At 57.2% G+C, this 26,411-nt stretch carries 27 protein-coding genes; all 27 read left to right on the top strand.

What is annotated here, in order from left to right; all coding sequences use genetic code 11:
• Positions 1-59 precede the first annotated feature (59 nt).
• The 27 genes from Q0796_RS03890 (at position 60) to Q0796_RS03760 (ending at position 26,374) form a co-directional block, all read left to right on the top strand.
• On the top strand, positions 60-1,211 hold the full coding sequence (locus Q0796_RS03890) for a flagellin (protein WP_298440438.1): 1,152 nt from the start codon (positions 60-62) through the stop codon (positions 1,209-1,211).
• 265 nt (positions 1,212-1,476) lie between these two features.
• On the top strand, positions 1,477-1,800 hold the full coding sequence (locus tag Q0796_RS03885) for a flagellar protein FlaG (protein ID WP_298440437.1): 324 nt from the start codon (positions 1,477-1,479) through the stop codon (positions 1,798-1,800).
• Between the two features lie 9 nt (positions 1,801-1,809).
• Positions 1,810-3,204: a flagellar filament capping protein FliD gene (gene fliD / locus Q0796_RS03880; protein ID WP_298440436.1), complete on the top strand. Its 1,395-nt coding sequence runs from the start codon at positions 1,810-1,812 to the stop codon at positions 3,202-3,204.
• 6 nt (positions 3,205-3,210) lie between these two features.
• Complete coding sequence (locus Q0796_RS03875) at positions 3,211-3,534, top strand: hypothetical protein (protein ID WP_298440435.1); 324 nt, start codon at positions 3,211-3,213, stop codon at positions 3,532-3,534.
• Positions 3,534-3,935, top strand: coding sequence for a flagellar export chaperone FliS (gene fliS, locus Q0796_RS03870; protein WP_298440434.1), 402 nt, complete (start codon positions 3,534-3,536; stop codon positions 3,933-3,935). Before Q0796_RS03875 ends, fliS begins: the two co-directional genes overlap by 1 nt.
• Before the next feature lie 248 nt (positions 3,936-4,183).
• Positions 4,184-5,626: a sigma-54 dependent transcriptional regulator gene (locus Q0796_RS03865; RefSeq protein WP_298440433.1), complete on the top strand. Its 1,443-nt coding sequence runs from the start codon at positions 4,184-4,186 to the stop codon at positions 5,624-5,626.
• Positions 5,627-5,759: 133 nt separating this feature from the next.
• Entirely contained in the window at positions 5,760-6,791 is a 1,032-nt protein-coding gene (locus tag Q0796_RS03860; protein ID WP_298440432.1) for a HAMP domain-containing sensor histidine kinase, read from the top strand.
• Complete coding sequence (locus tag Q0796_RS03855; protein ID WP_298440431.1) at positions 6,788-8,197, top strand: sigma-54 dependent transcriptional regulator; 1,410 nt, start codon at positions 6,788-6,790, stop codon at positions 8,195-8,197. Before Q0796_RS03860 ends, Q0796_RS03855 begins: the two co-directional genes overlap by 4 nt.
• A 98-nt stretch (positions 8,198-8,295) precedes the next feature.
• Positions 8,296-8,616: a flagellar hook-basal body complex protein FliE gene (gene fliE / locus Q0796_RS03850; protein ID WP_298440430.1), complete on the top strand. Its 321-nt coding sequence runs from the start codon at positions 8,296-8,298 to the stop codon at positions 8,614-8,616.
• A 71-nt stretch (positions 8,617-8,687) separates the two neighbouring features.
• Positions 8,688-10,355, top strand: coding sequence for a flagellar basal-body MS-ring/collar protein FliF (gene fliF, locus Q0796_RS03845; RefSeq protein WP_298440589.1), 1,668 nt, complete (start codon positions 8,688-8,690; stop codon positions 10,353-10,355).
• Positions 10,348-11,397, top strand: a complete 1,050-nt coding sequence (gene fliG / locus Q0796_RS03840; protein WP_298440429.1) for a flagellar motor switch protein FliG — start codon at positions 10,348-10,350, stop codon at positions 11,395-11,397. Before fliF ends, fliG begins: the two co-directional genes overlap by 8 nt.
• 3 nt (positions 11,398-11,400) lie before the next feature.
• On the top strand, positions 11,401-12,396 hold the full coding sequence (locus tag Q0796_RS03835; RefSeq protein ID WP_298440428.1) for a FliH/SctL family protein: 996 nt from the start codon (positions 11,401-11,403) through the stop codon (positions 12,394-12,396).
• A complete protein-coding gene (gene fliI / locus Q0796_RS03830) occupies positions 12,377-13,717 on the top strand; it encodes a flagellar protein export ATPase FliI (RefSeq protein ID WP_298440427.1) in 1,341 nt (446 codons plus the stop codon). Before Q0796_RS03835 ends, fliI begins: the two co-directional genes overlap by 20 nt.
• Positions 13,718-13,733: 16 nt before the next feature.
• On the top strand, positions 13,734-14,177 hold the full coding sequence (gene fliJ, locus Q0796_RS03825) for a flagellar export protein FliJ (RefSeq protein WP_298440426.1): 444 nt from the start codon (positions 13,734-13,736) through the stop codon (positions 14,175-14,177).
• A 128-nt stretch (positions 14,178-14,305) separates the two neighbouring features.
• On the top strand, positions 14,306-15,847 hold the full coding sequence (locus Q0796_RS03820) for a flagellar hook-length control protein FliK (RefSeq protein ID WP_298440425.1): 1,542 nt from the start codon (positions 14,306-14,308) through the stop codon (positions 15,845-15,847).
• A gap of 57 nt (positions 15,848-15,904) precedes the next feature.
• Entirely contained in the window at positions 15,905-16,411 is a 507-nt protein-coding gene (gene fliL, locus Q0796_RS03815) for a flagellar basal body-associated protein FliL (protein ID WP_298440424.1), read from the top strand.
• 9 nt (positions 16,412-16,420) lie between these two features.
• On the top strand, positions 16,421-17,467 hold the full coding sequence (gene fliM / locus Q0796_RS03810; RefSeq protein WP_298440423.1) for a flagellar motor switch protein FliM: 1,047 nt from the start codon (positions 16,421-16,423) through the stop codon (positions 17,465-17,467).
• Between the two features lie 15 nt (positions 17,468-17,482).
• On the top strand, positions 17,483-17,866 hold the full coding sequence (gene fliN, locus Q0796_RS03805; protein ID WP_298440422.1) for a flagellar motor switch protein FliN: 384 nt from the start codon (positions 17,483-17,485) through the stop codon (positions 17,864-17,866).
• Positions 17,863-18,234, top strand: a complete 372-nt coding sequence (gene fliO / locus Q0796_RS03800) for a flagellar biosynthetic protein FliO (RefSeq protein WP_298440421.1) — start codon at positions 17,863-17,865, stop codon at positions 18,232-18,234. Before fliN ends, fliO begins: the two co-directional genes overlap by 4 nt.
• Before the next feature lies 1 nt (position 18,235).
• On the top strand, positions 18,236-18,985 hold the full coding sequence (gene fliP, locus Q0796_RS03795) for a flagellar type III secretion system pore protein FliP (protein ID WP_298440420.1): 750 nt from the start codon (positions 18,236-18,238) through the stop codon (positions 18,983-18,985).
• Positions 18,982-19,251 carry a flagellar biosynthesis protein FliQ gene (fliQ, locus tag Q0796_RS03790; protein WP_298440419.1) on the top strand — a complete coding sequence of 90 codons (270 nt, stop codon included), beginning with the start codon at positions 18,982-18,984 and terminating at the stop codon, positions 19,249-19,251. The genes fliP and fliQ overlap by 4 nt, the downstream gene beginning before the upstream one ends.
• A complete protein-coding gene (gene fliR, locus Q0796_RS03785) occupies positions 19,251-20,036 on the top strand; it encodes a flagellar biosynthetic protein FliR (protein WP_298440418.1) in 786 nt (261 codons plus the stop codon). The genes fliQ and fliR overlap by 1 nt, the downstream gene beginning before the upstream one ends.
• Positions 20,037-21,182, top strand: a complete 1,146-nt coding sequence (gene flhB / locus Q0796_RS03780; RefSeq protein WP_298440417.1) for a flagellar biosynthesis protein FlhB — start codon at positions 20,037-20,039, stop codon at positions 21,180-21,182.
• 62 nt (positions 21,183-21,244) lie between these two features.
• The gene (gene flhA / locus Q0796_RS03775; RefSeq protein ID WP_298440416.1) at positions 21,245-23,344 is read left to right on the top strand and encodes a flagellar biosynthesis protein FlhA; all 2,100 of its coding nucleotides are present in this window, start codon (positions 21,245-21,247) and stop codon (positions 23,342-23,344) included.
• 22 nt (positions 23,345-23,366) lie between these two features.
• Complete coding sequence (gene flhF, locus Q0796_RS03770; protein WP_298440415.1) at positions 23,367-24,779, top strand: flagellar biosynthesis protein FlhF; 1,413 nt, start codon at positions 23,367-23,369, stop codon at positions 24,777-24,779.
• Positions 24,772-25,662, top strand: coding sequence for a MinD/ParA family protein (locus tag Q0796_RS03765; RefSeq protein WP_298440414.1), 891 nt, complete (start codon positions 24,772-24,774; stop codon positions 25,660-25,662). The genes flhF and Q0796_RS03765 overlap by 8 nt, the downstream gene beginning before the upstream one ends.
• Positions 25,655-26,374, top strand: coding sequence for an RNA polymerase sigma factor FliA (locus Q0796_RS03760; protein WP_298440413.1), 720 nt, complete (start codon positions 25,655-25,657; stop codon positions 26,372-26,374). The genes Q0796_RS03765 and Q0796_RS03760 overlap by 8 nt, the downstream gene beginning before the upstream one ends.
• The last annotated feature ends 37 nt before the right edge of the window (positions 26,375-26,411 follow it).

Raw genomic sequence — 26,411 nt, 5'->3', positions numbered from 1 at the left:
AACAGGGATCTGACCGCATTGGTTGGTCCCATTGGTTTACATTACTTTAGGAAAACATTATGGCTATTACCGTTAATACCAATGTGACCTCCATGTCGGCCCAACGCAGCACCAACGCTGCCAGCGCCGCCACCCAAACGTCGATGAACCGTTTGGCGTCGGGCTTACGCATTAACTCTGCGAAAGACGACGCGGCAGGTCTGCAGATCTCCAACCGCTTGACCTCACAGGTGCGCGGTATGGACGTTGCTATGCGTAACGCCAACGACGGCATCTCCATCGCCCAAACCGCCGAAGGCGCGATGCAGGAATCCACCAACATCCTGCAACGCATGCGTGACTTGTCACTGCAATCTGCTAACGGCTCAAACTCGACAGAAGACCGTGACTCAATCCAGAAAGAGATTGGCGCACTGTCTACCGAATTGACCCGCATCGCGGAAACCACTTCGTTCGGTGGCCAAAACCTGCTGGACGGCAGCTTTGGTACTCAGAGCTTCCAAGTGGGTGCGGAAGCCAATGAAACCATCTCGGTATCGTTGTCTGATGTGAGTGCCGACAAACTGGCGCAAGGGAAATCTGTATCAGGTACTGCGGTTGCAGCAGCGGATTTGGCCGCGCTGATCGCAGCCGATGACATGACCTTCACCGCCACCGATGCTGCTGGTGTAGCGGCCTCTGCGGTTAGCGTGGATCTGTCCGAGGCAACCGATGCCGGTGGCGTTGCGGCAGCCTTGAACGATGCGCTGGGTGATTTTGGTGTGGCCGCTGGCGTCAACGACGCCGGTGATGTGGTGTTGTCTGGTACGATTGAAAACAACGGCAGCGGCACCTCTAACTTTGCCTTAGGCGGGACCGTCGGTGCCGGCAGTGCGGTAACCATTGGTGGCAACAATACTTCTGATGTCAGCAAGTTGGACGTATCGACTGCGGCTGGTGCCCAGGCGGCAGTGACCATGCTGGACAACGCCATCGGTCAGATCGATGGTCAGCGTGCTGACTTGGGTGCGGTGCAAAACCGCATGAGCCACACCATCAACAACTTGGGTAACATCCAAACCAACGTTGCTGATGCCCGCTCTCGTATCCAAGACGTCGACTTTGCCAAAGAGTCGGCAGAACTGGCCAAAAACCAAGTGCTGTCGCAGTCCTCTTCGGCGATGCTGGCGCAAGCCAACCAGCTGCCACAATCGGCGCTGTCGCTGCTGTAACCGTGGCCATCGCCAAGGGTAACTTGGTAAAGAAAAGGCTAAAGCTTGCAGGGCAAGCGGCCGATAAAAACGGTAGAGCGCAAGCTCTGCCGTTTTTTTATGCTGTTGTGGCTTAGGCCAAAGGAATGAGCCGACACCCGTGCTAGGGTGCAGTCCCACAGCACGACTTGCCGTACAGAGGAGAAATAGCATGGCAGCGGACGTCACATCTGTAACTGGTACAAATTTTGCTTCGACAGCCAAAGGCGCCGCAAGCGGCGGCAATATGGCTGAGCTGCAGCGCCAAGATCCAACGGCGGTGGGCGCAGAGCAGGCGCCAGCGAAAGTAAACGCCAGCACCGAAGCCAGCGGGCAGCAGCCGCTAAGCAAAGAGCAACTTACTGAAGTTGCAGCAGAATTAGAACGATTCATGAACACCAACCAGCGTTCATTGTCGTTTCACGTTGACGATGACACCGGTCGCGATGTGGTGACCGTAAAGGATCTGAACACCAATGAAGTGATCCGGCAATTTCCCTCCGAAGAGGTGCTGGATCTTGCCGCACGGTTGTCGGATCTCAGTGGCTTATTGTTTAACACCAAAGCGTAAGGGTACAGCATGGGCTTAACGTCTACCGGTATGGGTTCTGGCCTCGACATCAATGGCATTGTTGAGGCGTTAGTTAACTCGAGTTTCTCGCCACGACAAACGGCGTTGAACGCGCGCGAGGCCACGTTAGAGACAGAGATCTCGGCGCTGGGCACCTTGAAGTCAGGCATGACCGATTTTCAAGATGCGCTGGAAAAGCTGCAAGACGTTGAGACCTTTGATAAGCGTAAAACCAAGTTAAGTAACGATACCTACGTTGGCGTTGAAACCACCGCCGATGCGGTTGCGGGCACCTACAACATCAAGGTGAACCGTTTAGCGGAAAGCCAAAAGTTGGGCAGTGCCGCGGTCGCGGATGCCGACACCGCCGTTGGGGAAGGCCAGCTAACCATCAACGTGGGTTACGACAGCCTGGGCGCACCGGATCCCGATGCCCAGTTGGTGATCGACGTGAGCGCCACCGACACCTTGGCCGACATCGTTGCCAAGATTAATAAGTCCGACGACAACCCCGGCGTTACCGCCACCATCATTAACTCCGATGCTGGCCCGCAGCTGGTGATGAGCTCCGATGAAACCGGCAAAGCCAATGAGATCACCGTGGCCGCCACCGACGTGGGCGGCACTGGCTTAAGCGACACCTTTGGCACCATGACCGAGCTGGTCGCCGCCGAAGACGCCGAGTTGGTGGTGGATGGCATTACCATTACTTCCCCCAGCAATAAGGTTGAGGGCGCCGTAACCGGCATCACCTTGGATCTGAAAGAAGCGGATCCCAGCAAAACCACCAAATTGGTTTTGGATCTTGACGTCGACAACGCCAAAGATGCCGTGCAGGAGTTTGTTGACCAATTCAATGCCATGGCGCAGATCATCGAAGATCTGTCCAAGTACGACGCCACCACCGAAAAGGCCGGTCCGCTGCAGGGCGATGCCCTTGCGCGGGGGATCACCAGCCGCATGCGGAACCTGATGGGCAGCACCTACGACGTGGATGGTAAGCCCACGGTGCTGAGCCAGTTTGGGGTCACCTTTGATCGCTACGGTAAGTTAGAAGTCGACGACGACAAGCTGACCGACGCCATCGAAAACAACCTCGATGAGTTGTCGCAGCTGTTTGCCAGCGAAGACACCGGCTTGGCTTATGCCATGCACGGCGCGGTGGATAACTACGTTGGCACCGGCGGCCTGCTGGACCGACGTAATACCGCCTTGGAAGGGCAAAAAGAGGACATCAGCGATGAGCGTGAAATGCTCAATTTGCAGATGTCGGCTTATGAAGAGCGTCTGTACAAGCAATACAACGCCATGGATACCGCAGTGTACATGTTCAACAACCAAGCCGCCGATGTGGCCAGCACCCTGGCCAGCTTGCCTGGGGTGGTGCCGGATTATGGGCGTTAATCAACAATGAATGATGCCCACCAACTGCAGCAGATTGACGCCCAACTGGCGCAAGTGCTGACCGAAATTGAGCAAGCCAGCAACGACGACGAACCGCCGTATGAGGCGCTGCAACCGCTGCTGCTGGAACGACAAGGGTGTTTAGCGCAGCTGCTGCAATCTTCATTGGGGCAAGATCGGCAATGGCTGCAACACACCTTGCAACAGACCCAGCAGCTGACGGCGCGCGCCGTTGCTCAGCTGAACCAATCCAAACAACGCTTTGGTGGCTATAAAAAAGGCCGCCAACAAGTAAACCGATATCAACAAGTAGAAGCAGGAAGAGGATAATGAGAGGCTCATTAAAGGCGTACAACAAGGTCAACATCGGCAGCCAAGCGGCGGAAGCCAGCCCGCATAAGATCGTGCAGATGCTGCTCGCCGGTTCGATGGAAAAACTGCTTCGCGCCAAATTGGCGATTGAACAGCGACAAACCGCCAAAAAAGGCGAGTTGATCGGCCGCACCATCGAAATTGTTGCCCACCTGCAAGCGGCACTGGATCACGGCCAAGGTGGCGAAGTCGCGGGTAACCTAGCTTCTATCTACGATTACATTGTGCGCCGCTTAGGCGAAGCCAATGTGAACGACGACACCGAGATTTTATTGGAAGTGGTTGATCTGCTGAAGACCATCAAAGAAGGTTGGGATGCGATCCCAGCTGAGCACCACCACTTGCCGGCGGCGAGTTAACATATTCGCTAATCAAATCAGCTAAATAAGAGGCAGAACTTAACAAGTTTTAGCCTCTTTTTTTTGACATCGCGTCAATCTCTAGACGTTTTGTGCAAAAAATACTCATGGAACTGTGACTTGGTTGCTACATTCTTGGCTACCGTTACAATGACTGGTAGTTTTAGCTGACCAGCCAGTCACTCCTTCCATAAACTGGCGTGGTTACCACCAAATCTATTCACGGTTGAAAGAGTTCACCCATCGTAATGCAAACTGATCAACAAATTCTGCTTGTCGACAGCAACCCTTCACGCCAACAAAAACTTGAGTATTTGTTAGCGTTTCTTGGTGAGCAGGTTGAACAGATCGCACCCAAAGAGTTGGACCAAGCGTTAACTCGTAATCCTTATCGCGCGGTGATCGTGGCCGCCGAGATGTTGATTGGTGCGGTACCGGCGATCCTGCAGCGCCATGCTCGGCAACCGTTTTTGATTATCGGTGCAACCGACATCGAACAGGCGAACGTGCTGGGTGCCTTAGCGGAGCCCTTCACCTACCCAGAAGTCACAGAACTGCTGCACTTCTGTCAGGTGTACCGTCGCAGTCGCCGCAACAGCGTGCCAACCAGCGCCAACCAAACCAAACTGTTCCGTTCTTTGGTTGGCCGCAGTGAAGCGGTGGTGCAGGTACGGCAGCTGATCGCGCAGGTGGCCAAAGCGGAAGCCAGCGTACTGGTTACTGGCGAGTCCGGCACCGGCAAAGAAGTGGTGGCGCGTAATATCCATTACTTGTCGGATCGTCGCGACGGCCCATTCATCCCCGTTAACTGCGGTGCCATTCCACCGGATCTGCTGGAAAGTGAGCTATTTGGCCACGAAAAAGGCGCCTTCACCGGTGCCATCAGCAACCGCAAAGGCCGGTTTGAATTGGCCGACGGCGGCACCCTGTTCTTGGATGAGATTGGCGACATGCCCGCGCACATGCAGGTGAAAATTCTGCGCGTGCTGCAAGAGCGTTGCTTCGAACGTGTGGGTGGCAGCAAGCAGGTGCAAGCCAATGTCCGCATTGTGGCGGCAACCCACCGCCATCTGGAAGAGATGATTGAAGCGGGGGATTTCCGTGAAGATCTCTATTACCGCTTGAACGTCTTCCCAATCGAGATGCCCGCCCTGCGTGAACGCGCGGAAGACGTACCGCTGCTGCTGAACGAATTGGTCAGTCGGCTTGAAGGCGAAGGCAAAGGCAAGGTGCGCTTTACCCGCCGCGCCTTGGATTCGCTGGTGGAACACCGCTGGCCTGGCAACGTGCGTGAGCTGTCTAACTTGGTTGAGCGAATGGTGATCCTCTGTCCTGGCGGCTTGGTGGACGTTAACGATCTGCCAATCAAGTACCGCTACGTTGATGTGCCCGAGTTTGTGCCGGAGATCAACGACGAGTACCCCGAAGCGGAACAAGAGGGCGACATGTTGGCGGCGTTGTTCAGCGGTGAAGAAACCGTTGAAGTGAACGACAGCCGTTTCCCAAGTGAGCTGCCACAAGATGGGGTTAACCTGAAAGACATGTTGTCTGAGCTGGAGATCGACATGATCCGCCAAGCACTGGATCAAGGCGGCAATGTGGTCGCCCGGGCGGCGGAACTGCTGGGAATGCGCCGTACCACCTTGGTTGAGAAGATGCGTAAGTACGGCCTCAACAAAGACGGCAGCTAACTTCGCTAGTGTGATCAAAATCAAAAAGCAACGCCTTAGCGCGTTGCTTTTTTGTTGTTTTCTTCCAGTTGGTACGAATACTGCTTAATGTGACAGAAATTCGTGCAATCGCCGTTTATTGACAGGAAGCGCTATGCCACAGGCCGCGGCCGCCGTGCCGATTTCGTCCCAACCACAACATCAAGCCAGCAGCCGTTTGCACCACCTGATGCAGCTTTTACCCGCCGGGGTATTGGTGCTGGATGAGTCCGGCGTGGTGGTGGAAGCCAATCCACAAGCGGTTGAACTGCTTGGGGAACCGCTGTTGGGGCTGCGTTGGCGCCAGATCATTCAGCGGGCGTTTGCGCCCCAGCGTGATGATGGCCACGAGATCTCATTGCGTAATGGCCGCCGAGTCAAACTGGCCACCCGCGCCTTGGATCCTGAGCCGGGGCAACTGCTGATGCTGACCGATCTGACGGAAACCCGACAGTTGCAGCATAACATCTCGCACCTTGAGCGGTTATCGGCGCTGGGCAAAATGGCCGCCTCGTTAGCCCACCAAATTCGCACCCCACTGTCGGCAGCGCTGCTGTACGCCGCCAACCTGTCGAACCGCAATTTGGATGACCGCGGCCGCGATCGTTTTCAACACAAACTGATGGCCCGTTTGGGCGAGCTTGAGCAGCGGGTGAATGATCTGCTGCTGTTTGCCCGTGGCGGCAACGAACAGCAGCTGCAGCCAGTGGCCTTAGCCACCGTGGCAGAGCAACTGCAGCAGCATTGCGACGCCCAATTGAGCCAGCGCGGCGCCTCGTGGCTGGCGCCCAGCGCCGCTTGCGGCCAGATAAACGCCAACCTAGATACCTTAGTGAGCGCCATGGGCAACTTGGTGATCAACGCCTTAGAAGCCGGCGCCACCGCGCTGCAACTGCAGATAGAACCCCAAGGCAACTTTGTGCAGCTGCGATTACTGGATAATGGCAGCGGCATGGACGAGGCCACTCAGGCGCGCATCTTAAGCCCATTTTACACCACCAAAACCAACGGCACCGGCTTGGGCTTAGCGGTGGTGCAAAGCGTTTGCCGCAGCCACGGCGGCCGCTTAGAAGTCAGTTCCGTGGCCGGTCAAGGCAGCTGCTTTACCGTGATCATCCCCCGCTGGCAAACAGGAGCGAACCAATGAGTCACCCCCGCAGTAACGCCACCATCTTGGTGGTCGAGGACGATTTGGGCCTGCGCGAAGCGCTGGTGGATACCTTGTTGTTAGGCGGCTACCGCTGCGTGGAAGCCAGCGATGGCCAAGCAGCGTTGGTGCAGTTGAATCAACACGCCATCGATCTGGTGATCAGCGATGTGCAGATGGCGGGCATGGACGGCTTAACGCTGTTGAAAACCCTGCGCGCCAAAGACAGCGCGATCCCGATTTTGCTGATGACCGCCTACGGCAGCATCGACGCCGCGGTGGAAGCGATGCGTTTTGGTGCCAACGATTACCTCTCTAAACCGTTTGCGCCGCAGGTGCTGCTGGATCAGATCAGCCGTTATCTGCAACCGGCGGTGCCGGACAGCCACGATCCGGTGGTGGGGGATCCGAGCTCGAAACAATTGTTGGCGCTGGCTGCCCGGGTCGCTCAGTCCGATGCCTCAGTGATGGTGCTGGGCCCAAGTGGCTCCGGCAAAGAGGTGCTAGCCCGCCACATTCACCACAAGTCCAAGCGCCATAACAAGGCGTTTGTGGCACTGAACTGCGCCGCGATCCCTGACAACATGTTAGAAGCGACCCTGTTTGGCTACGAAAAGGGCGCCTTTACTGGGGCGGTGCAAGCCTGTCCGGGCAAATTTGAGCAAGCCCAAGGCGGCACCATCTTACTGGACGAGATCACCGAGATGGATCTGAACCTGCAAGCCAAGTTGCTGCGGGTGCTGCAAGAGCGTGAAGTGGAACGTTTAGGCTCACGCAAAACCATCAGCTTGGATGTGCGGGTGCTGGCCACCTCGAACCGCGATCTGCGCCAAGCGGTGGAGCAGGGCAGCTTTCGTGAAGATCTGTATTACCGCTTGAACGTGTTCCCACTGACGTGGCCGGCGTTGGCGGATCGCCGCGGCGATGTGCTGCCGCTGGCGCAACACCTGTTAGCGCGCCACGCCAGTCGCAGCGGCCTGCCGTTGCCGCAATTATCCAGCGGCGCGCAGGCGCAGCTGTTGCAGCACCAATGGCCAGGGAACGTACGCGAATTGGATAACGTGATGCAGCGGGCGCTGATCCTGTGCCAAGGCAGCGAGCTGACCGAAGCGGATCTGTTTATTGACGGCATGGCCCCGCCGCTGGCCAGTGCAGCCATTATTCCGCCACCGGTAACGCCAACGGCGCCAGTGGCCGCCGCTGAAGCCGCCCCAGTAGAGACCAGCGAGCGCGGCACGGATCTCAGCAGTGATTTGAAACATAAAGAGTTTCAAATCATTCTGGATTCGCTGCTGAGTCACGATGGCAGCCGCAAAGCGGTGGCCGAGCAATTGGGATTAAGCCCGCGCACCCTACGCTATAAATTGGCCAAAATGCGTGACGCCGGTTACGAAATTCCGGCATAGTTTGCGCCCTGAACAATTACTCCATGACACTGGTGTGTAAATTGCATACAGTGTCGAGCATCGTTTTGATGTCATTTTTTCGACTGAGATAATCACCTATGCAAATCAACAACCAATCGCTGTTGGCTGAGATGAATACCATGGCGGTTGAGGCGGGATCCCAAGCGGGAAATCTGACCCCAACGGTGCGTAATGGCAGTGATTTTGGCGATCTGTTGACCAATGCCATCAATCACGTCAATCAAATGCAATCCACCTCCAGCGAAATGGCCACCCGGTTCGAATTAGGCGACGACAGCGTTACCTTGGGTGATACCATGCTGGCGAAAGAGAAAGCTGGCGTGGCGTTTGAAGCCACAGTGCAAGTGCGCAATAAGCTGGTTGATGCCTACAAAGAAATCATGAATATGCCGGTTTAACCGGTTGAGGTGCTGTAGTGGCCGAAGTAACTCCATCAACTGATCTTGCGGTACAGGGTGGTACAGCACAATTGCCAGCAGATACTGGTGGCAATCAGATCGAAGAAAATCAGTCCAGCCCGTTAGCCAGCATGGGCAACGTGGATGTGCTGCGCCAGATCAGCCTGATCTTGGCGCTAGCGATCTCGTTAGCCTTGGCGGTATTTGTGATGCTGTGGGCGCAAGAGCCCGCCTATCGCCCTTTGGGCGAGATGGAAACCGCCGAACTGGTGGAAACCCTCGACTTCCTAGATAAGCAGCAGATCGAGTATCAGCTCAATGGCAGCATCCTCTCGTTGCCAGAAGATCAGTACGCCGACATCAAACTGAAGCTGACCCGTGCGGGGTTAGGCGCGGCGCGGCAGCAGCAAGACTTCCTCAATCAAGACAGCGGCTTTGGCGTAAGCCAACGGCTGGAGCAGGCACGCCTAAAGAAAAGCCAAGAGGAAAGCTTGGCGCGGGCGATCAGCGAACTGCGCAGCGTTAGCCGCGCTCGAGTGATTTTGGCCTTGCCGAAGCACAACGTGTTTGCCCGCCAGAAACAGCAGCCCAGCGCCACCGTGGTGGTTACGTTGGGGCGCGGGGCCGAACTGAAGCAAAGCGAAGTGGATGCCGTGGTCGACATCGTCGCTTCTGCCGTGCACGGCATGAGCACCGACAAAGTCACCGTAACCGACCAACATGGGCGGCTGCTGCACTCGGGCTCGCAAGACACCATTACCGCCCGTGGCCGCCGCGAACTGGAACTGCAGATCAAGCAGGAGCAACTGTTCCTCAGCAAAGTGGATTCGCTGTTGATCCCAGTGCTGGGAATTGGCCAGTACACCGCCCAAGTGGCCGTCAACATGGATTTCTCCGCCAAGGAGCAAACCACCCGCAAATTTAACCCCGATGCCTCGCTGCGCAGTGAGATGTTGGTGGAAGACAACCAAGGCGGCGGTGTCGCCTCGGGGATCCCCGGCGCGTTAACCAACCAGCCGCCCATTGCGGCTGATATCCCTCAAGAAGTGGGCGGCGCGGGCCAATCGGAAAAAATACGCAATGGCCGCAACCGCAGCGAAGCCACGCGCAACTACGAACTCGACAGCACCGTTAGCCACACCCGCAATCAAGTGGGCACGGTACAACGGGTCACCTTATCGGTGGCGGTCGACTTCAAGCCGGTGACCGGCGCCGATGGCCAAGTCACCATGCAGCCGCGTTCGGAGCAGGAGCTGCAATCCATCGAACGGCTGCTGGCTGGCAGCGTGGGTTATAATGCAAGCCGTGGCGATGTGCTGGAAGTGGTGTCGGTGCCGTTTGCCGAGCAACTGTTGCCGGAAGAATTGGCTGTGCCGCTGGTTGAGCAAGCGTGGTTCTGGCGCGTGCTGAAGCTGAGCTTAGGCGCCTTGGTGCTGCTGGTGCTGCTGCTGGTGGTGGTGCGCCCGATGATCAAGCGTCTGTTGTTCCCAGAGCAAGTGGAACAAGAGCAAGCCAATGCCGGCAACGAACTGGCGGATCTGGAAGATCAGTTTGGCAGCGAAGCCATCGGCCTGTTGAACAACGACACCGCCGATTACACCTACGCCGACGATGGCTCGATTTTGTTGCCAGACTTACGCAAAGACGACGACATGCTGCGCGCCATTCGCGCCTTGGTGGCCAACGAGCCTGAGCTGTCGACCCGAGTGATCCAAACCTGGTTAGAAGAAGATGCCTAAAACCCCTGCGACCGCCAATGCTGACAACGGCGCTGAATTTGATATCAGCGGTTTAACCGGCATTGAAAAGACCGCCATCTTGCTGCTGAGCTTAAGCGAGGCTGATGCCGCGCAGGTGTTGAAAAACCTAGAGCCAAAGCAGGTGCAGAAAGTGGGCATGGCGATGGCGGGGATGCAAAATTTCGCCCAGGAAAAAGTCGCCGCCGTGCATCGGGTGTTCTTAGAAGAGATCCAGCGCTTTAGCTCCATCGGCATCAACAGCCACGACTTCGTGCGTAAGGCGCTAACCCAAGCGCTGGGCGAAGACAAAGCCGGCAACCTGATTGACCAAATCGTGATGGGCAGCGGCGCCACCGGCCTCGATTCCCTCAAGTGGATGGACGCCCGACAGGTAGCCAACATCATCCTGAACGAACACCCACAGATCCAAACCATCGTGTTGTCCTATCTCGAACCCGATCAAGCGGCGCAGATCTTGTCGCAGTTCTCCGAGCGGGTGCGGTTGGATCTGACCATGCGTATTGCCAACCTCGAAGAGGTGCAACCGGCCGCCTTGCAAGAGCTGAACGACATCATGGAGAAACAGTTTGCGGGTCAAGCGGGGGCACAGGCGGCCAAGATGGGCGGCTTGAAGGCCGCTGCCGACATCATGAACTACATGGACACCGGCGTGGAATCGATGTTGATGGAGCAGATCCGCGACAACGACGAAGAGCTGGGACAGCAGATCCAAGATCTGATGTTCGTGTTCGAGAACCTGTCCGACGTCGACGACCGTGGCATTCAGGCGATCTTGCGCGAAGTGCAGCAAGAGGTCTTGATGCCGGCACTGAAGGGCGCCGACGATGGCCTACGCAACAAGTTGCTGGGCAACATGTCGAAACGTCAGGCCGACATGATCCGCGACGATCTGGAAGCGATGGGGCCGATCCGGATCTCCGATGTTGAGACCGCCCAGAAAGAGATTTTGGCGATTGCGCGTCGACTCTCCGATGCGGGCGAAATCATGCTCGGCGGTGGCGGCGGCGACGAGTTCTTATAATCGATGGACTCTACTGAAGCGCGCCGTGCCGCATACCTAAACCAACAAGATGCCCAAGATTGGCAGTTGCAGGACTTCACCGAGGTGGAGCAGGGCGACACGGCCATCGAAGGCTTAGCGGCCAAAAGCAAAGAGCCCGAGCCCGAAGCGGATCTGCCTCAGCCGCCAACCTTGGAAGAGATCGAAGCGATCCAGCAACAGGCGTGGCAAGAGGGCTTTGACCAAGGCAAACAGCAAGGGTTTGAGCAAGGCATTGCCGAAGGCCGCTTAAAGGGCGCCGAACAAGGGCTGCAACAGGGGCTTGAACAAGGCCGCAGCCAAGGCATTGAAGCGGGGCAGCACGAAATTGTGCAGCGTTGTGGCCAACTGGATGCCTTACTGAATGAACTGATCGCGCCACTGCAAGCGGTGGACGAACAGGTTGAGCGCGAGCTGGTGACCTTAGCGATGAAACTGGCGCAAGCGGTGGTGCAGGTTGAACTGACCACGTCAGACGCGGCCTTGTTGCACGCGCTGCAAACCGGCATTGCGGCGTTGCCACAGCAGCGACAACAGATCACCGTCAGCGCCAATGGCGACGACAAACAATTGATTGAACAAAGCTACGGCAGCGACGAGCTGGCCAAGCGCAATTGGGAACTGCAGCTCGAGCCTTCGCTGGCCAAGGGCTCGTTGCAAATTCACACCGAGCGCAGCCAAGTGGCGGTGCTGGGTGAGGATCGCTTGCGCAAGGTGCTGGAACAGTTCGCCAGCACCCCCCGAGCCGCCGTTACCGAGCCGGAATACCCACCGGCGCAACCGCTGCAAGCCGCGCCTGCGGTGGCCGAGGCCAACGAGCCGCCAGCCCAAGATCCACAAGCCCAAGATCCACAAGCCCAAGATCCACAAGCCCAAGATCGCGCAGCCCCAGACAGCGCCGCGCCACCCTCGGCCGAAGCGGATGCTCAGGCCGCGCAACCGCTCTCGCCAACCAGTGATAATGAAAACCCGTCGCAGTGAGCGCCTAAGCGCGCGCCTGCGCAGCTGGCAGGACAACGTGCACCCGATCCCAATGGTGGCGTCAGGCCAGTTGCTGCGGGTGGTTGGGCTGACGCTGGAAGCGGTGGGCTGTCGGGCACCTGTGGGCTCGCTGTGCTCGATCGAAACCGAAGCGGGCGAACTGACCGCCGAAGTGGTGGGCTTTGACGACCAAATTCTCTACCTGATGCCTGTTGACGAGCTGAAAGGGGTACTGCCTGGGGCGCGAGTAACGCCATTAGGGCAGCGGCAAGGGCTGCAAGCGGGCCCCGAATTGCTTGGCCGCGTGCTGGATGGCAACGGCCAGCCGCTGGATGGCTTAGGGCCCCTGCAAACGCGGCAGCGGGTCAGCACCCACGCGATCCACCTCAACCCGATGGCACGCCGTCCGGTGCAGCAACCCATCGACGTTGGCGTGCGCGCCATCAACGGCATGCTCACCGTGGGGGTTGGCCAGCGCATGGGCCTGATGGCGGGCTCTGGGGTGGGTAAATCGGTGTTACTGGGGATGATGACCCGCGGCACCAACGCCGATGTGATTGTGGTTGGCTTGGTGGGCGAACGTGGCCGCGAAGTGAAAGAGTTTATCGAAGAGATCTTAGGGCCAGAGGGGCGCGCCCGCGCGGTGGTGATTGCTGCCCCCGCCGACACCAGCCCCTTGATGCGTCTGCGCGCCTGTGAAACCGCCACCCGCATCGCCGAATACTTTCGCGACATCGGCAAAAACGTCTTGTTGCTGATGGACTCGTTAACGCGCTACGCCCAAGCCCAGCGCGAGATCGCTCTGGCCATTGGCGAACCCCCGGCCACCAAAGGCTATCCGCCATCGGTCTTTGCCAAGCTGCCAAAATTGGTGGAGCGCGCCGGTAACGGTGGCCCCGGCCAAGGCAGCATTACCGCCTTTTACACCGTATTGACCGAAGGCGACGATCAGCAAGATCCCATTGCCGATGCCGCTCGTGCCATCTTGGATGGCCACGTGGTGCTCAGCCGTGCTTTGGCGGAAAGCGGCCACTACCCCGCGATTGATGTGGAAGCCTCCATCAGCCGAGTGATGCCGCAGGTGACCGAAGCCGCGCACTTGGAGGCGGCGCAAAACATCAAACGACTGTGGTCGGCTTACCGTCAAAACCAAGATCTGATCGCCATTGGCGCGTACAGCAAAGGCGCCGATCCGACCGTCGACAAAGCCATTGCGCTGCAGCCGGTGTTAGCCAGCTTCTTGCAGCAGCCGATGCGATCACCGGTGAATTTTCAAGACAGCTTAGGGCAGATGGCGCGGATCGCTGCCCAGTGTAAATAGGAGCTAAGCAGACCTAATGGCGGATCCGAAACAGCTGCGTAAAGTGCTGGTGATGGTGGATAAAGCACTGGAGCAAGCGGGATTAGAGCTGCGCCAAGCGCGGTCGACCGAAGCCGCTTTGCAAGAGCAGATGGATGAGTTGCAGCGCTACCGTTGGGATTACGTCAAACAGGCGCAACAAAAGGCGGGTACCACTTTGCAAGCGTCAGAATACCAGCAGTTTCATTACTTTATCTCTAAGCTCGACACCACCATTAGCCAGCATGTGGTGAAGCAGCGCAGCGCCACCGAAGCGGTCACCCACAAGCAGCAGCTGTGGCAAGAAGCGCAACAGCGCCAGCAAGCGTTGCAACTGCTGATTGAAAAGGCGGAGCAGCAGCAGCTTGCGGCGCAAGCCAAGCGCGAACAAGGGGCGCTGGATGAGTTTGCTACCCAACAATACCTCCGTCGTCGCCGTTAACTTCCTCCTTGGCCTGTTTTTTGCTTAATTTTGGTTTTCTTGGTCGCGTCGCTTAACGTCATTGGTTTAAGCGAAGACTGGCCCCCCTAGCGCTTGGCGCTGTTATCTACGTTTTGATCGGATCGAATATGGCCAATATTGCTTCCCCTTTGAACATGGCTACGCCAGCAACCAGCGCTGAAGCCAGCACTGGCAGCGAGGGCAGCGACGCCGGGGCTGAATTTGAACAGCTGTTTTCGGGGCTAATGAACGGCGACAGCGACGCCGAACCCACGCCACCGTCGCAGGCGGAGGCTACGGGCAAGACCTTGCCAGATGGGCAAGCGGTTGCCGCCGAAGATCCGGGATCACTGCTGACCCAATTAGGATCTCTGTTTGCTGCCCTGACCGGCGACAGCAGCACCAAAGCGCCAAGCGGTGACGACAGCGAGGTTGCCACTGCCCCCCTTACCAATGACGCTCCCTTGTTATCCTCCAGCGGCACTTCTGCGGCAAAGGCGAGCCAAACCGATGCCGTGCCAACGGAGGCCGTGCCAACTGATGCGGCAGAGGCCGACACGGGCCTGTTCGCGGGCTTGTTTGCCGCGGCCAAGAGCGAGACTGACTCCGAGGAGCTCGGCGCCGATGAGCCTGACGCGGAAGCCTCTGCGGCAGCCGCCACGGCGGTAAGCGCAGGCGCCTTGGCGGCGTTTGGCCCCCAAGCTGTTGCCCCTGAGGGCGCTGTTGCCGACAACGCGACCGACAGCAGTGAAGATGACAGCAGCGAAGACGACAGCACCGAAGCGCTGCTTCGTGCCGCCCATACGGGGATCAGCAGCGGAGTAGCCAGCGGCAGCGATGCCCAGACCAACCTTAAGGCGGGTACCGTCGCCCCAGCCGCCATGGGCGTCAGCACGAAAGAGGCCAGCGGGCTCAGCAATACGCTGGATCCCACGGCCGCGCTCAGCGATGACGCGGACAGCGACATCCATGCCGGCGACAGCGCCGAGCTGAGCAGCGACGACGCGGTGGTGAATAAAGACAAGCTGGCCGCGCAATTGGCCAGTGCGAAGCCAGAGTTACTCGCTAAGGTGCAGCAAGAGCCCCTACAGCAAAGCGGTTTGCTGTCTGCCGCCCAAGCGGAAGCGCTGACTGGCGCTGGCAGCACCGAGTTTGGTCACGAAGCTGAACTGCAAGGGCTGCAATCGAGCCCCCGAGCCGATGGCCGCAGCCCCGCCGCCGCCGCTCAAGCCCAAGCAACCACCGCCGAAGCGCAGTTGCGTCAGCCGGTGAACGCCGACCGAATGGCACCGGAGCTGCGCGACCGACTGCAGCTGATGATCAACAGCGATAAAATGACCGCCGAGATCCGCTTAGATCCGCCAGAATTGGGCGCACTGCAGGTGCGAGTGCAGATGAATGGCGATCAAGCCAATGTGCAGATTGTGGCGCAGCAGGGGCAAGCACGAGATCTGATTGAACAAGCGTTGCCGCGCTTGCGAGAGATGCTGCAACAGCAAGGGTTACAATTGGGGCAAACCGACATTTCCCAGCAGCAGTCCCAGCAGCAACAAGAGGGCGGCAGTGGCCAGCAGCAGGGCAGTTTTGGCGATGGCTTTATCGATGCTGAACAGGAAAGCATCAGTATCGCCAACCGCAGCAGCGATGGCGGCATAGATTACTACGCCTAGGCGTTAGCTATGGTAATCTAAGCCGTTTCCAAATCCATTCAAATAGAAAGCAGTCTAATGGCGGAAGAGTCCCTAGAATTAGAAGTAAAACCACAGTCTAAGTCCCGTAAAAAGCTAATCATTATCGTTGTGGCGCTGGTGTTAGTGTTGGGGCTTGGTGGCGCGGCAGCGTGGTTCTTTATGGGCAGCGATGACAGCCCAGCCACACCAACGGGGACCACCACCACCGACGCCGCCAAACCGATGACGGCCTCGTACGTGAGTTTGCCGCGACCGTTTCTGTTCAACCTGCCTGGTGATAACCGCGGTTTTGTGGTGCAGATAAAAGTGCAGCTGCAGGTGCGCAGTGAAGAAGCCCAAGTGATTGTGCGGAAACACACGCCGTTGCTGCGCGATGCCCTGCTGACAACCTTTTCCAGCGCCGAAGGCAAAAACCTTCGCAGCCGTGAAGGCAAAGAGGAGTTGCGGGCGCGGGCACTGCTGAACGTGCAAACGGCGATGCAATCCATTACCGGCCATCCTCAAGTGGAGCGGGTGTTGTTCACCGGCTTCGTGATGCAATAAGAGAATTCGATGAGCGATCTGCTAAGCCAAGACGAAATTGACGCGCTATTGCATGGGGTTGATGACGTAGAAGAGGATGAACCGGAACAGCGATCCGGTGCTTCAACCTACGACTTTACCTCGCAGGATCGGATTGTCCGTGGGCGGATGCCGACCCTAGAGTTGGTGAACGAGCGCTTTGCGCGACATCTGCGGATCAGCTTATTCAATATGATGCGCCGCAGCCCCGAAGTGTCGATCAACGGCGTGCAGATGGTGAAGTTTGGCGAATACGTGCATTCGCTGTTTGTGCCCACCAGTTTGAACATGGTGCGGTTTCGTCCGCTTAAGGGCACCGGTTTGGTGACCATGGAAGCCCGCTTGGTGTTTATCTTGGTGGACAACTTCTTTGGTGGCGACGGCCGCTTTCAAGCCAAAATTGAAGGGCGGGAATTTACCCCCACCGAGCGCCGCATCATTCAGCTGTTGCTCAAAACCGTGTTTGAAGACTACAAAGACGCTTGGTCGCCGGTGATGGACGTGGAGTTTGAGTACCTCGACTCCGAAGTGAACCCGGCGATGGCCAACATCGTTAGCCCCACCGAAGTGGTGGTGGTGTCCAGCTTCCACATTGAACTGGATGGCGGCGGGGGCGATTTCCACATCACCATGCCGTACTCGATGATTGAGCCGATCCGAGAGTTGCTGGATGCCGGGGTGCAAAGCGATAAGCAAGACACCGACATGCGTTGGGCCAAGGCCCTGCAAGATGAAGTGATGGACGTGCCGGTGAACATCGAAGCGACCATGGTGGAGCAAGAGATCTCCCTGCGCGACATCATGGAGCTGAAGGCCGGTGACGTGATCCCGATTGAGATGCCCGAACATGTGCTGCTGAAAGTGGAAGAACTGCCCACCTTCCGCGGCAAAATGGGCCGCAGCAACGACAACGTGGCGGTGCGGATCAGCGAACGCATTCCACGCCCGAAATCCTATAAAAACGAGCTGCAAAGCATTACCCGTCGGGGTGGTTTGCAGATTGGCTTCGACGCCGACAGCGACAGCGAAGAGCAGTAATTAAGAAGGTAAGCGATGATTGACGATCCGAGTAACCAAGACGATTTAGCCGACGAGTGGGCGGCCGCGTTAGAGCAGCAAGCCGAGCCGGTGCCGCTGGAGTCGTTTGACCAAAGTAACGACATCAGCGCGGAAGAGCGCCGCAAGCTCGACACCATCTTGGACATCCCCGTCACCATTTCGATGGAAGTGGGCCGCAGCCAGTTGTCGATCCGTAACTTGCTGCAGTTGAACCAAGGCTCGGTGGTGGAACTGGACCGCGTGGCCGGTGAGCCGCTGGATGTGATGGTGAACGGCACTTTGATCGCCCACGGCGAAGTGGTGGTGGTGAACGATAAGTTTGGGATCCGCTTAACCGATGTGATCAGCCAAACCGAACGCATTAAGAAGCTGAAATGATCCGCGCCTTATCGCTCCTGCTGGTGGCCGCTCCCGTTGCGGCAGAACCGTTTTCAGCCGAGCAATCCTACTTAACCATGCTCGGCAGTCTGGGCCTGATTGTGGGGTTGATCGTGGCGTTGGCGTGGTTGAGCAAACGCTTGCAACTGCCAATGGCAGGGCAAGGGCCGATGAAAGTGGTGGCCAGCCTGCCACTGAGCCCGAAAGAGCGGTTGCTGGTGGTGCAAGTGGGCGAGCAGCAATACTTGCTGGCCAGCGGCAGTAACGGCACCCGCTTGTTGCAGCAGCTCGAGCAACCTTTGCCCGCGCAGCAGCCGGTGCAGTTTGGCTCGCTGATGGAAAAATTCAAACAAAAGCAGGAGCGCTAAGGTGCCACTAGCCCTACTCGTTGCCGTGGCAGCGTTACTGTTGCCTTCGTTGGCGTTGGCCGAAACCGGCATTCCGGCGGTGTCGGTTGTGACCGGCGCCAATGGTCAGCAGGAATACACCGTCAGCTTACAGATCCTGGCGTTGATGACCGCGCTGTCGTTCCTGCCCGCGATGGTGGTGCTGATGACCAGCTTCACCCGCATCATTGTGGTACTGGCGATTTTGCGTCAAGCGTTGGGGCTGCAACAAACCCCATCCAATCAGGTGCTGCTGGGGATCGCGCTGTTCATGAGTTTGTTTATCATGACCCCAGTGCTTGACGAGGTGTACGACAACGCGCTTGAGCCCTACATGAGCGAACAGATCGGCGCGTTGGAAGCGGTAGAACAAGCCAAGGCGCCAATGCGCGCCTTTATGTTGTCGCAAACCCGCATGACCGATCTGAACACCTTTACTGAGATCAGCGGCAACACCAGCGCCAGCAGCCCGCAAGAGCTGCCGATGACGGTGATCATCCCCGCCTTTGTCACCTCCGAACTCAAAACCGCCTTTCAGATCGGCTTCATGCTGTTTATTCCGTTTTTGGTGATCGACTTAGTGGTGGCCTCGGTACTGATGGCGATGGGGATGATGATGCTGTCGCCGATGATCGTGTCGCTGCCGTTTAAGATCATGCTGTTTGTGCTGGTGGATGGCTGGAACCTGGTGCTGGGCACCTTAGCGGTAAGCTTTGGGCTGGGCAGCACATGACCCCAGAAGCCTTCGTTGATATTTTTCGCCAAGCGCTGCAAGTGGTGGTGATGTTGGTGGCCGCCATCATCGTCCCCGGCTTGCTGGTTGGCTTAGTGGTGGCGGTGTTTCAGGCCGCTACCTCGATCAACGAACAAACCCTGTCGTTCCTGCCCCGTTTGCTGGTTACCCTGTTAACGCTGATGGCCATCGCCCACTGGATTGTGCAGGTGCTGATGGACTTCGTGTTCAACTTGGTGGACATGATCCCGCAGGTGATCGGCTGATGGAACTGCCGCTGCCGGTGATTTTTGACTGGTTGCGGGCGGTGTTATGGCCGCTGTTCCGCATCGCGGGCATGTTGATGGTGATGACCACCATCGGCGGTGGGCCGGTGCCGGCTCGCATTCGCTTATTGTTGTCGCTGGTGATCACCGCTGCCGTCGCCCCCGTTCTGCCGCCGCCACCGGCGATTGAGCTGTTCTCGCCCCACGGCATGGTGGTTACCGCCCAGCAGCTGCTGATTGGCATCACCATCGGCTTTGTCAGCCTGTTGGTGATCTCGACGTTTGTGTTGGCTGGGCAGATCATCGGCATGCAAACCTCGCTCGGCTTTGCGTCGATGGTGGATCCCACCAATGGCCAGCAAGTGCCGATTGTCGGCCAGTTTTATCTGTTGCTGACCACCTTGCTGTTTTTTGCGGTGGATGGCCACTTGGTGATGATCAAGATGATCGTGCTGAGTTTCGACACCCTGCCAATTGGCGAATCCCTGCAGCCGCAAAGCCTAGAGAAAATCGGCCAGTTTGTGGGGCTAACCTTCGCCAACGCCTTAACCATGTCGCTGTCGGCGGCTACGGCGTTGCTGCTGATCAACTTCTCCTTCGGGGTGATGACCCGTGCAGCGCCGCAGTTAAACATCTTCTCGATCGGCTTTCCCATTACCATGTTGTCGGGCATTTTGATCCTGTGGCTAACCTTGGGCGGCATTCTGCCTCACTTCAATAGCGTGTGGCAGCAAGGGCAAAACCTGATGTGCGACATTCTGCAACTGACCTGCGAGGTGCCATAAATGGCGGCCGACAGCGATCAAGAAAAAACAGAAGAAGCGACGCCCAAGCGGCGGGAGGAGGCCAAAAAGAAAGGCCAAGTCCCGCGGTCAAAAGAGTTAGGCACCGCATCGGTATTAGTGGCCGCCGCCGTCGCGATGATGGCGATGGGGGAAGACATTGCCACCGCCGCGCTGCAGGTTGCTAAAAATCAGTTTCAGATGAGCCGCGCCGAGATCTTCGGCGGGGTGGAATTTGGCCAGGTGTTTTTAGGGGTGTTGGCGGAAATGGCGTTTCCGTTGTTGGCCTTTATTGTTGCCCTGACCATCGCCGGTTTTATTGGCAACATCGGTTTGGGTGGCTTTAGTTTCAGTTGGAGTGCGGCCGCGCCCAAAGCCAATAAGATGAGCCCGATTAAAGGGTTTGGGCGCATGTTTGGGGTGCAGGCGCTGGTTGAACTGGTGAAATCCATCGCCAAATTCTTGGTGATCGCCATCAGCGCTTACTTACTGTTAAGCGCCAATTTCGAGCACATTTTGCAGCTGTCTACCGGCTCTCCCGCGGGCGCCATTCGCAACTCGGTGGAACTGCTGTTAGAGCTGTTCGTGTTGCTGTGCTGTTCGCTGCTGATCATCGTGATTATTGACGCCCCGTATCAGATCTGGAACCACAGCAAACAGCTGCGAATGAGCAAGCAAGAGATCAAAGACGAATACAAGCAAACCGAAGGCAAGCCGGAAGTGAAAGGGCGCATTCGCCAGTTGCAGCGGGAGATGGCGCAACGACGGATGATGGCGGAAGTGCCCAACGCCGATGTGGTGGTGGTTAACCCAACCCACTATTCGGTGGCATTGAAGTACGATAAGTCGGTGAATGCTGCGCCGCTGATGGTGGCCAAGGGTAACGATGAAATCGCGTTAAAAATCAGGGAAATTGCACGGGAATATGAGATCCCCGTGGTATCCTCTCCCGCCTTGGCTCGGGCGATATTCCACTCGACAGAGATCGATAAACCCATCCCTGAGGGATTGTTTACGGCCGTGGCGCAGATCTTGGCGTATGTTTTCCAGTTAAAACAGTTCCAATCTGGCCGTGGTCGCCGCCCAACGGCGTTGCCGACCGAGCTTGAGATCCCAAATGAGCTCAAAATCGATCCATCTGAGTCCTGAACGATATTATTAGTGGCCTATTTATTGCATCATAGTGCAGTACGTCAATTCGCAGTCGTTATATGAATTTAAAAGCCACCTTCGGTTCGATCTACCAGAACCGCGCCAGCCACATTCGCGGGCTCGCAACCCCGCTTGTTGTTATTGCCGCTTTGGCGATGGTGACCTTGCCGATGCCGGCAATGCTGTTGGACATGCTGTTCACCTTTAACATCGCCCTTGCGCTGGTGGTGTTGCTGGTGTCTGTCTATACCCTGCGCCCCCTCGATTTTGCTGCGTTCCCAACGGTTTTGCTGGTGGCTACCTTGCTGCGCTTGGCGCTGAACGTGGCCTCAACGCGTTTGGTGTTATTGCATGGCCACGAAGGCCCCGATGCGGCCGGTAAGGTGATTGAAGCCTTTGGCTCGGTGGTGATCGGCGGCAACTACGCCGTGGGTTTGGTGGTGTTTCTGATCTTGGTGATCATCAACTTTGTGGTGGTCACCAAAGGCGCTGGGCGCATTTCCGAAGTAAGCGCCCGCTTTACCTTGGATGCCATGCCCGGCAAGCAGATGGCGATTGACGCCGACTTAAACTCTGGCCTGATCAACCAAGAACAAGCCCGTGAACGCCGCGCCGATGTGGCCCGCGAAGCGGACTTCTATGGCTCGATGGACGGTGCCTCAAAATTTGTTAAAGGCGATGCCATCGCCGGTTTGCTGATCTTGGCGCTCAACATCTTGGGCGGTTTTGTGATTGGCATGGCTCAGCATGATTTGGGCTTTGGTCAAGCGATTGAAATTTACACCTTGCTGACCATCGGTGACGGTTTGGTGGCGCAGATCCCAGGGCTGTTGCTGTCCATCGGTGCCGCCATCATCATCACCCGTCAAAATGAATCGCAGCAGATGGGCGCGGAAGTGTCACGGCAGATGCTTTCTAACCCTAGAGTGGTGGCGATCTGTGCTGGCGTGATGATTGTGATGGGGTTGGTGCCAGGCATGCCACACCTGTCGTTTTTGTCGCTGGGCGTGGGCATTGGCGTGTTTGGCTGGTGGAGCCACAAGCAAGCCAAGCAGGCGGCAGCCGAACAAGTTGAACTGGCGGCCAAAGGCGGCAGTGAAGTGTTAAATAAAGAACCGAAAGAGCTGGTGTGGGACGACGTTAATCACGTTGATATCATCGGCTTGGAAGTGGGCTACCGATTGATCCCCTTGGTGGATAAAGGCCAAGACGGCGAGTTGCTGTCGCGCATCAAAGGGGTGCGTAAGAAACTGTCGCAAGAGTTTGGCTTTTTGATCCCGCCGGTGCACATTCGCGACAACCTCGATTTAGGCCCCAGCACGTACCGCATCAGCTTAATGGGGGTGGTGATTGGGGAAGCCGACATCCGCCACGACGGCGAACTGGCGATCAACCCCGGCCAAGTGTTCGGTCAGTTGGAAGGGCAGCCCACCACCGATCCCGCCTTTGGCTTGGAAGCGGTGTGGATCAACCCCAGCCAGCGCGATTACGCTCAAACCTTAGGTTACACCGTGGTGGATGCCTCCACCGTAGTGGCCACTCACTTGTCGCAGTTGCTAAGCAATAACGCGGCCCAGCTGTTGGGTTACGAAGAAGCGCAGCAACTGCTGGATATCTTGGCCAAGAATACCCCGAAACTGGTGGAAGGCTTGGTGCCAGAGATCCTGTCGCTGGGGGTGATCGTCAAGGTGATGCAAAACCTGTTGAACGAAGGCGTGCCCATTCGCGATACCCGCACCTTGGTGCAAACCTTGGTGGAGTATGGCCCTAAGAGCCAAGATCCTGACGTGTTAACCGCCGCCGCTCGGATCTCGATGAAACGGTTAATTATCCAAGAAATCAATGGCCCAGAGCATGAGATCCCAGTGATCACGCTGGCGCCAGAGTTGGAACAGATCCTGCACCAGTCACTGCAAGCCAGCAATGGTGAAAACGGTGGCTTAGAACCAGGATTGGCCGAGCGGTTACAAAAATCCCTGCGCGAAGCGGCGCAAAAACAGGAGATGGTGGGCGAACCTGCGGTGCTGTTAACCTCGGGCTTACTGCGTACGACCCTGTCGCGCTTTGTGAAGCACACCATTCCTGCGCTGCGGGTGCTCTCTTACCAAGAGATCCCAGACGACAAACAGATTAAGATCGTTCAGTCGGTCGGCCAATAAGCCAGAATTTCGGAGATAGAAGTTGAAGATTAAGCGTTTTTTCGCGAAAGACATGCGCACTGCTTTGGCCGAAGTGAAAGAGGTCCTTGGCGCCGATGCGGTGATCATGTCCAACAAGAAGGTCACTGGCGGGGTCGAGATTGTCGCCGCCATCGACTTTGACGCCCCAGCGGCCAGCCAAGCGGGCTCGGCAGTAACGCCAACGGCGGCAGCGGAACCCGCGCCACGGCCACTGGGTGAAGACCGAGTTAGCCTCTCTGGCCGCCAACAAGCGACAAATTCCGCTAAACCTAAGCCAGCCTTGGCCGATAATGATGGTTTACGGGCTCTGCTGGAACGACAGCAGCAGCGACGCCAGCAAAAACAAGCGCAGGCGGTGCTGACCAAACAGGAACAAGCGTTGCCGAAGTGGGCTCAGCGTGCCTTTGAGCCAGAGCAGCCCAAAGCGGCACCGGCACCAAAGCCGACCACAGCACCAACTCGGCCAGCGCGTACTGGCGGCAGCAGTGGCGCAGCCGCGGAAATTACCGCCATGCGCGAAGAGATGTCGTCGATTCGGCAGCTGTTGCAGCATCAGGTGTCCACCTTGATGGAGCAAGACATCGCCCGAGCCGAGCCGGTGCGGGCGATGGTGAAAGAGCAGTTGCGGGATCTGGGCTTCCACAAAGAGGTGGCGGATCACTTTGCGGAACTGCTGCCACAACACGGCGAGATGCATCAAGTGCTGGCGCAGTTGCCCAATTTGGTGGCCGATGAATTACTCTGTGCCAACGAATCGATGTGGGACGAGGGCGGCGTGATTGCGCTGGTCGGTCCAACTGGGGTGGGCAAAACCACCACCATCGCCAAACTGGCGGCGCGGTTTGCGGCGCGCTTTGGGGTTGATCAAGTGGCCTTGGTGACCACCGATAATTACCGCATCGGCGCGCAAGAGCAGCTGATGACCTTTGGTAAGATCATGGGCTGCCCGGTACGCAGTGCCGCCAACGTCGATGAGCTAGAGCAGGTGCTATACCAGCTGCGCAGCCGCCGCATGGTGCTGATAGACACCGCCGGCATGGGCCAACGCGATATGCGCTTGGTGCAGCAGTTAGAACAGTTAACCGGATCGTCACGATTGCCGATCCGACCGTACTTGGTGTTGTCGTCTACGGCGCAGTTCCGAGTATTGCAAGAAACCGTCGAGCGTTTCCGCCGAATTGATTTGGCCGGTTGCATCGTCACCAAATTAGATGAAGCACACAGCATTGGTGAAGTGCTAAGTGTGCTGCTTCAAAGCAAATTGCCTGTATGCTATCTCACTGATGGACAACGGGTACCAGAGGACCTTCGCGCCGCCGATCCGCACTATTTGGCACATCGTGCGTTAGCAGAAGAAGGCACCTCGCCACCGTCGACCCCCGATCAGCAAACAGCGGTGGGGATGTATGACTAAGTGGTTCTTAAAAGATCAAGCAAGTGGGCTAAGAAAAATGGTACAGAAACAAGATCGAATGACTCGAGTAATTGCTGTGACCGGTGGCAAAGGCGGCGTGGGTAAAACCAACGTATCCATTAACACCGCCACCGCAATGGCAGCACAAGGCCAACGGGTCTTGCTGTTGGATGCGGATCTCGGCTTGGCCAACGTTGATGTGTTGCTCGGAGTACGAGCGCGCAAAAACTTGTCCCACGTATTGTCCGGCGAATGCACCTTGGAAGAGGTATTGATTGAAGGCCCAAGTGGCGTCTTTATCATTCCGGCCGCATCCGGCACCCAAGGGATGGTTGAGCTGACCCCAGCGCAACACGCGGCATTGATCCAATCCTTCTCTGAGCTGGAAAGCGAGTTTGATTGCCTGATTGTGGATACCGCTGCCGGGATCTCCGACATGGTCTTAAGCTTCTCGCGCGCCGCCCAAGAAGTGTTGGTGGTGGTGTGTGATGAACCCACCTCGATCACCGATGCCTACGCTCTGATCAAGCTGCTTAGCCGCGAGCATGGCGTGTTCCGCTTCCGCATTGTTGCCAACATGGTACGCAGTCTGCGTGAAGGCATGGAGCTGTTCGCCAAGTTGTCTAAAGTGACCGATCGCTTCTTAGACGTGGCGCTGGAGCTGGTGGCCACCATTCCGTTTGATGAAAACGTACGCAAAGCGGTACGGCAGCAAAAGGTCGTGGTACAAGCCTACCCACGCAGCCCTGCCGCCATCGCCTACCAAGGTCTGGCCAACAAGGTGCAGTCTTGGCCGGTGCCGCAAGATCCAAGCGGTCATCTGGAATTCTTTGTTGAGCGTTTAGTGCGTCGCAACATGTACGGAGAAGCGGTTGGTGAATAAAGCGGCTGCCTATGGTCAGTTTGATAATAAAGCGGCCATTGTTACCCGTTATGCGCCGCTGGTTAAACGCATTGGCCATCACCTCTTAGCGCGGCTGCCAGCCAGCGTGCAGCTGGATGACTTATTGCAAGCGGGCATGCTTGGCTTGCTTGAGGCCTCCGGTAACTTTGATGCCAGCAAAGGCGCCAGTTTTGAAACCTTTGCCGGCATTCGCATTCGTGGCGCCATGCTCGACGAAATTCGTCGTGGCGACTGGACCCCGCGTTCGGTGCATCGCAATGGCCGCATGGTTAATGACGCCATCGCCGAGCTGGAGTCGATGCTTGGCCGCGATCCTAGCGATGCCGAGATTGCCGCGCACCTTGAACTGTCGCTGCCGGAGTATCACGCCATCGTGACGGATGTCTCCAGCGGTAAGATCATCGGCTTTGAAGATCTGGGCACGGCGGTGGATGCGGTTGGCCCCGTTGACGACAATGCTGATAATTTTTCGGCTGTAGCCGATTCAAAGTTCAAAAAGTCGATGGTGGCCGCAATTAAATCGATGCCGGAGCGAGAAGCTTTGGTGCTTTCCCTGTACTATGACGAGGAACTCAATTTAAAAGAGATCGGTCAGGTACTTGGGGTGAGTGAATCTCGGGTCAGTCAGATCCACAGCCAAGCGATGGTGCGGCTGAAATCGAAACTCAAGGCGTGGACCGATCCCGCCTGATGAACGACCAGTGCAGCTGCGGCTCACTGGCTAAGCA

Origin of the sequence: uncultured Ferrimonas sp. (assembly GCF_947489035.1) — a bacterium.
Lineage (GTDB): Bacteria > Pseudomonadota > Gammaproteobacteria > Enterobacterales > Shewanellaceae > Ferrimonas.
This window is presented reverse-complemented; position numbering and strand designations above follow the sequence as displayed.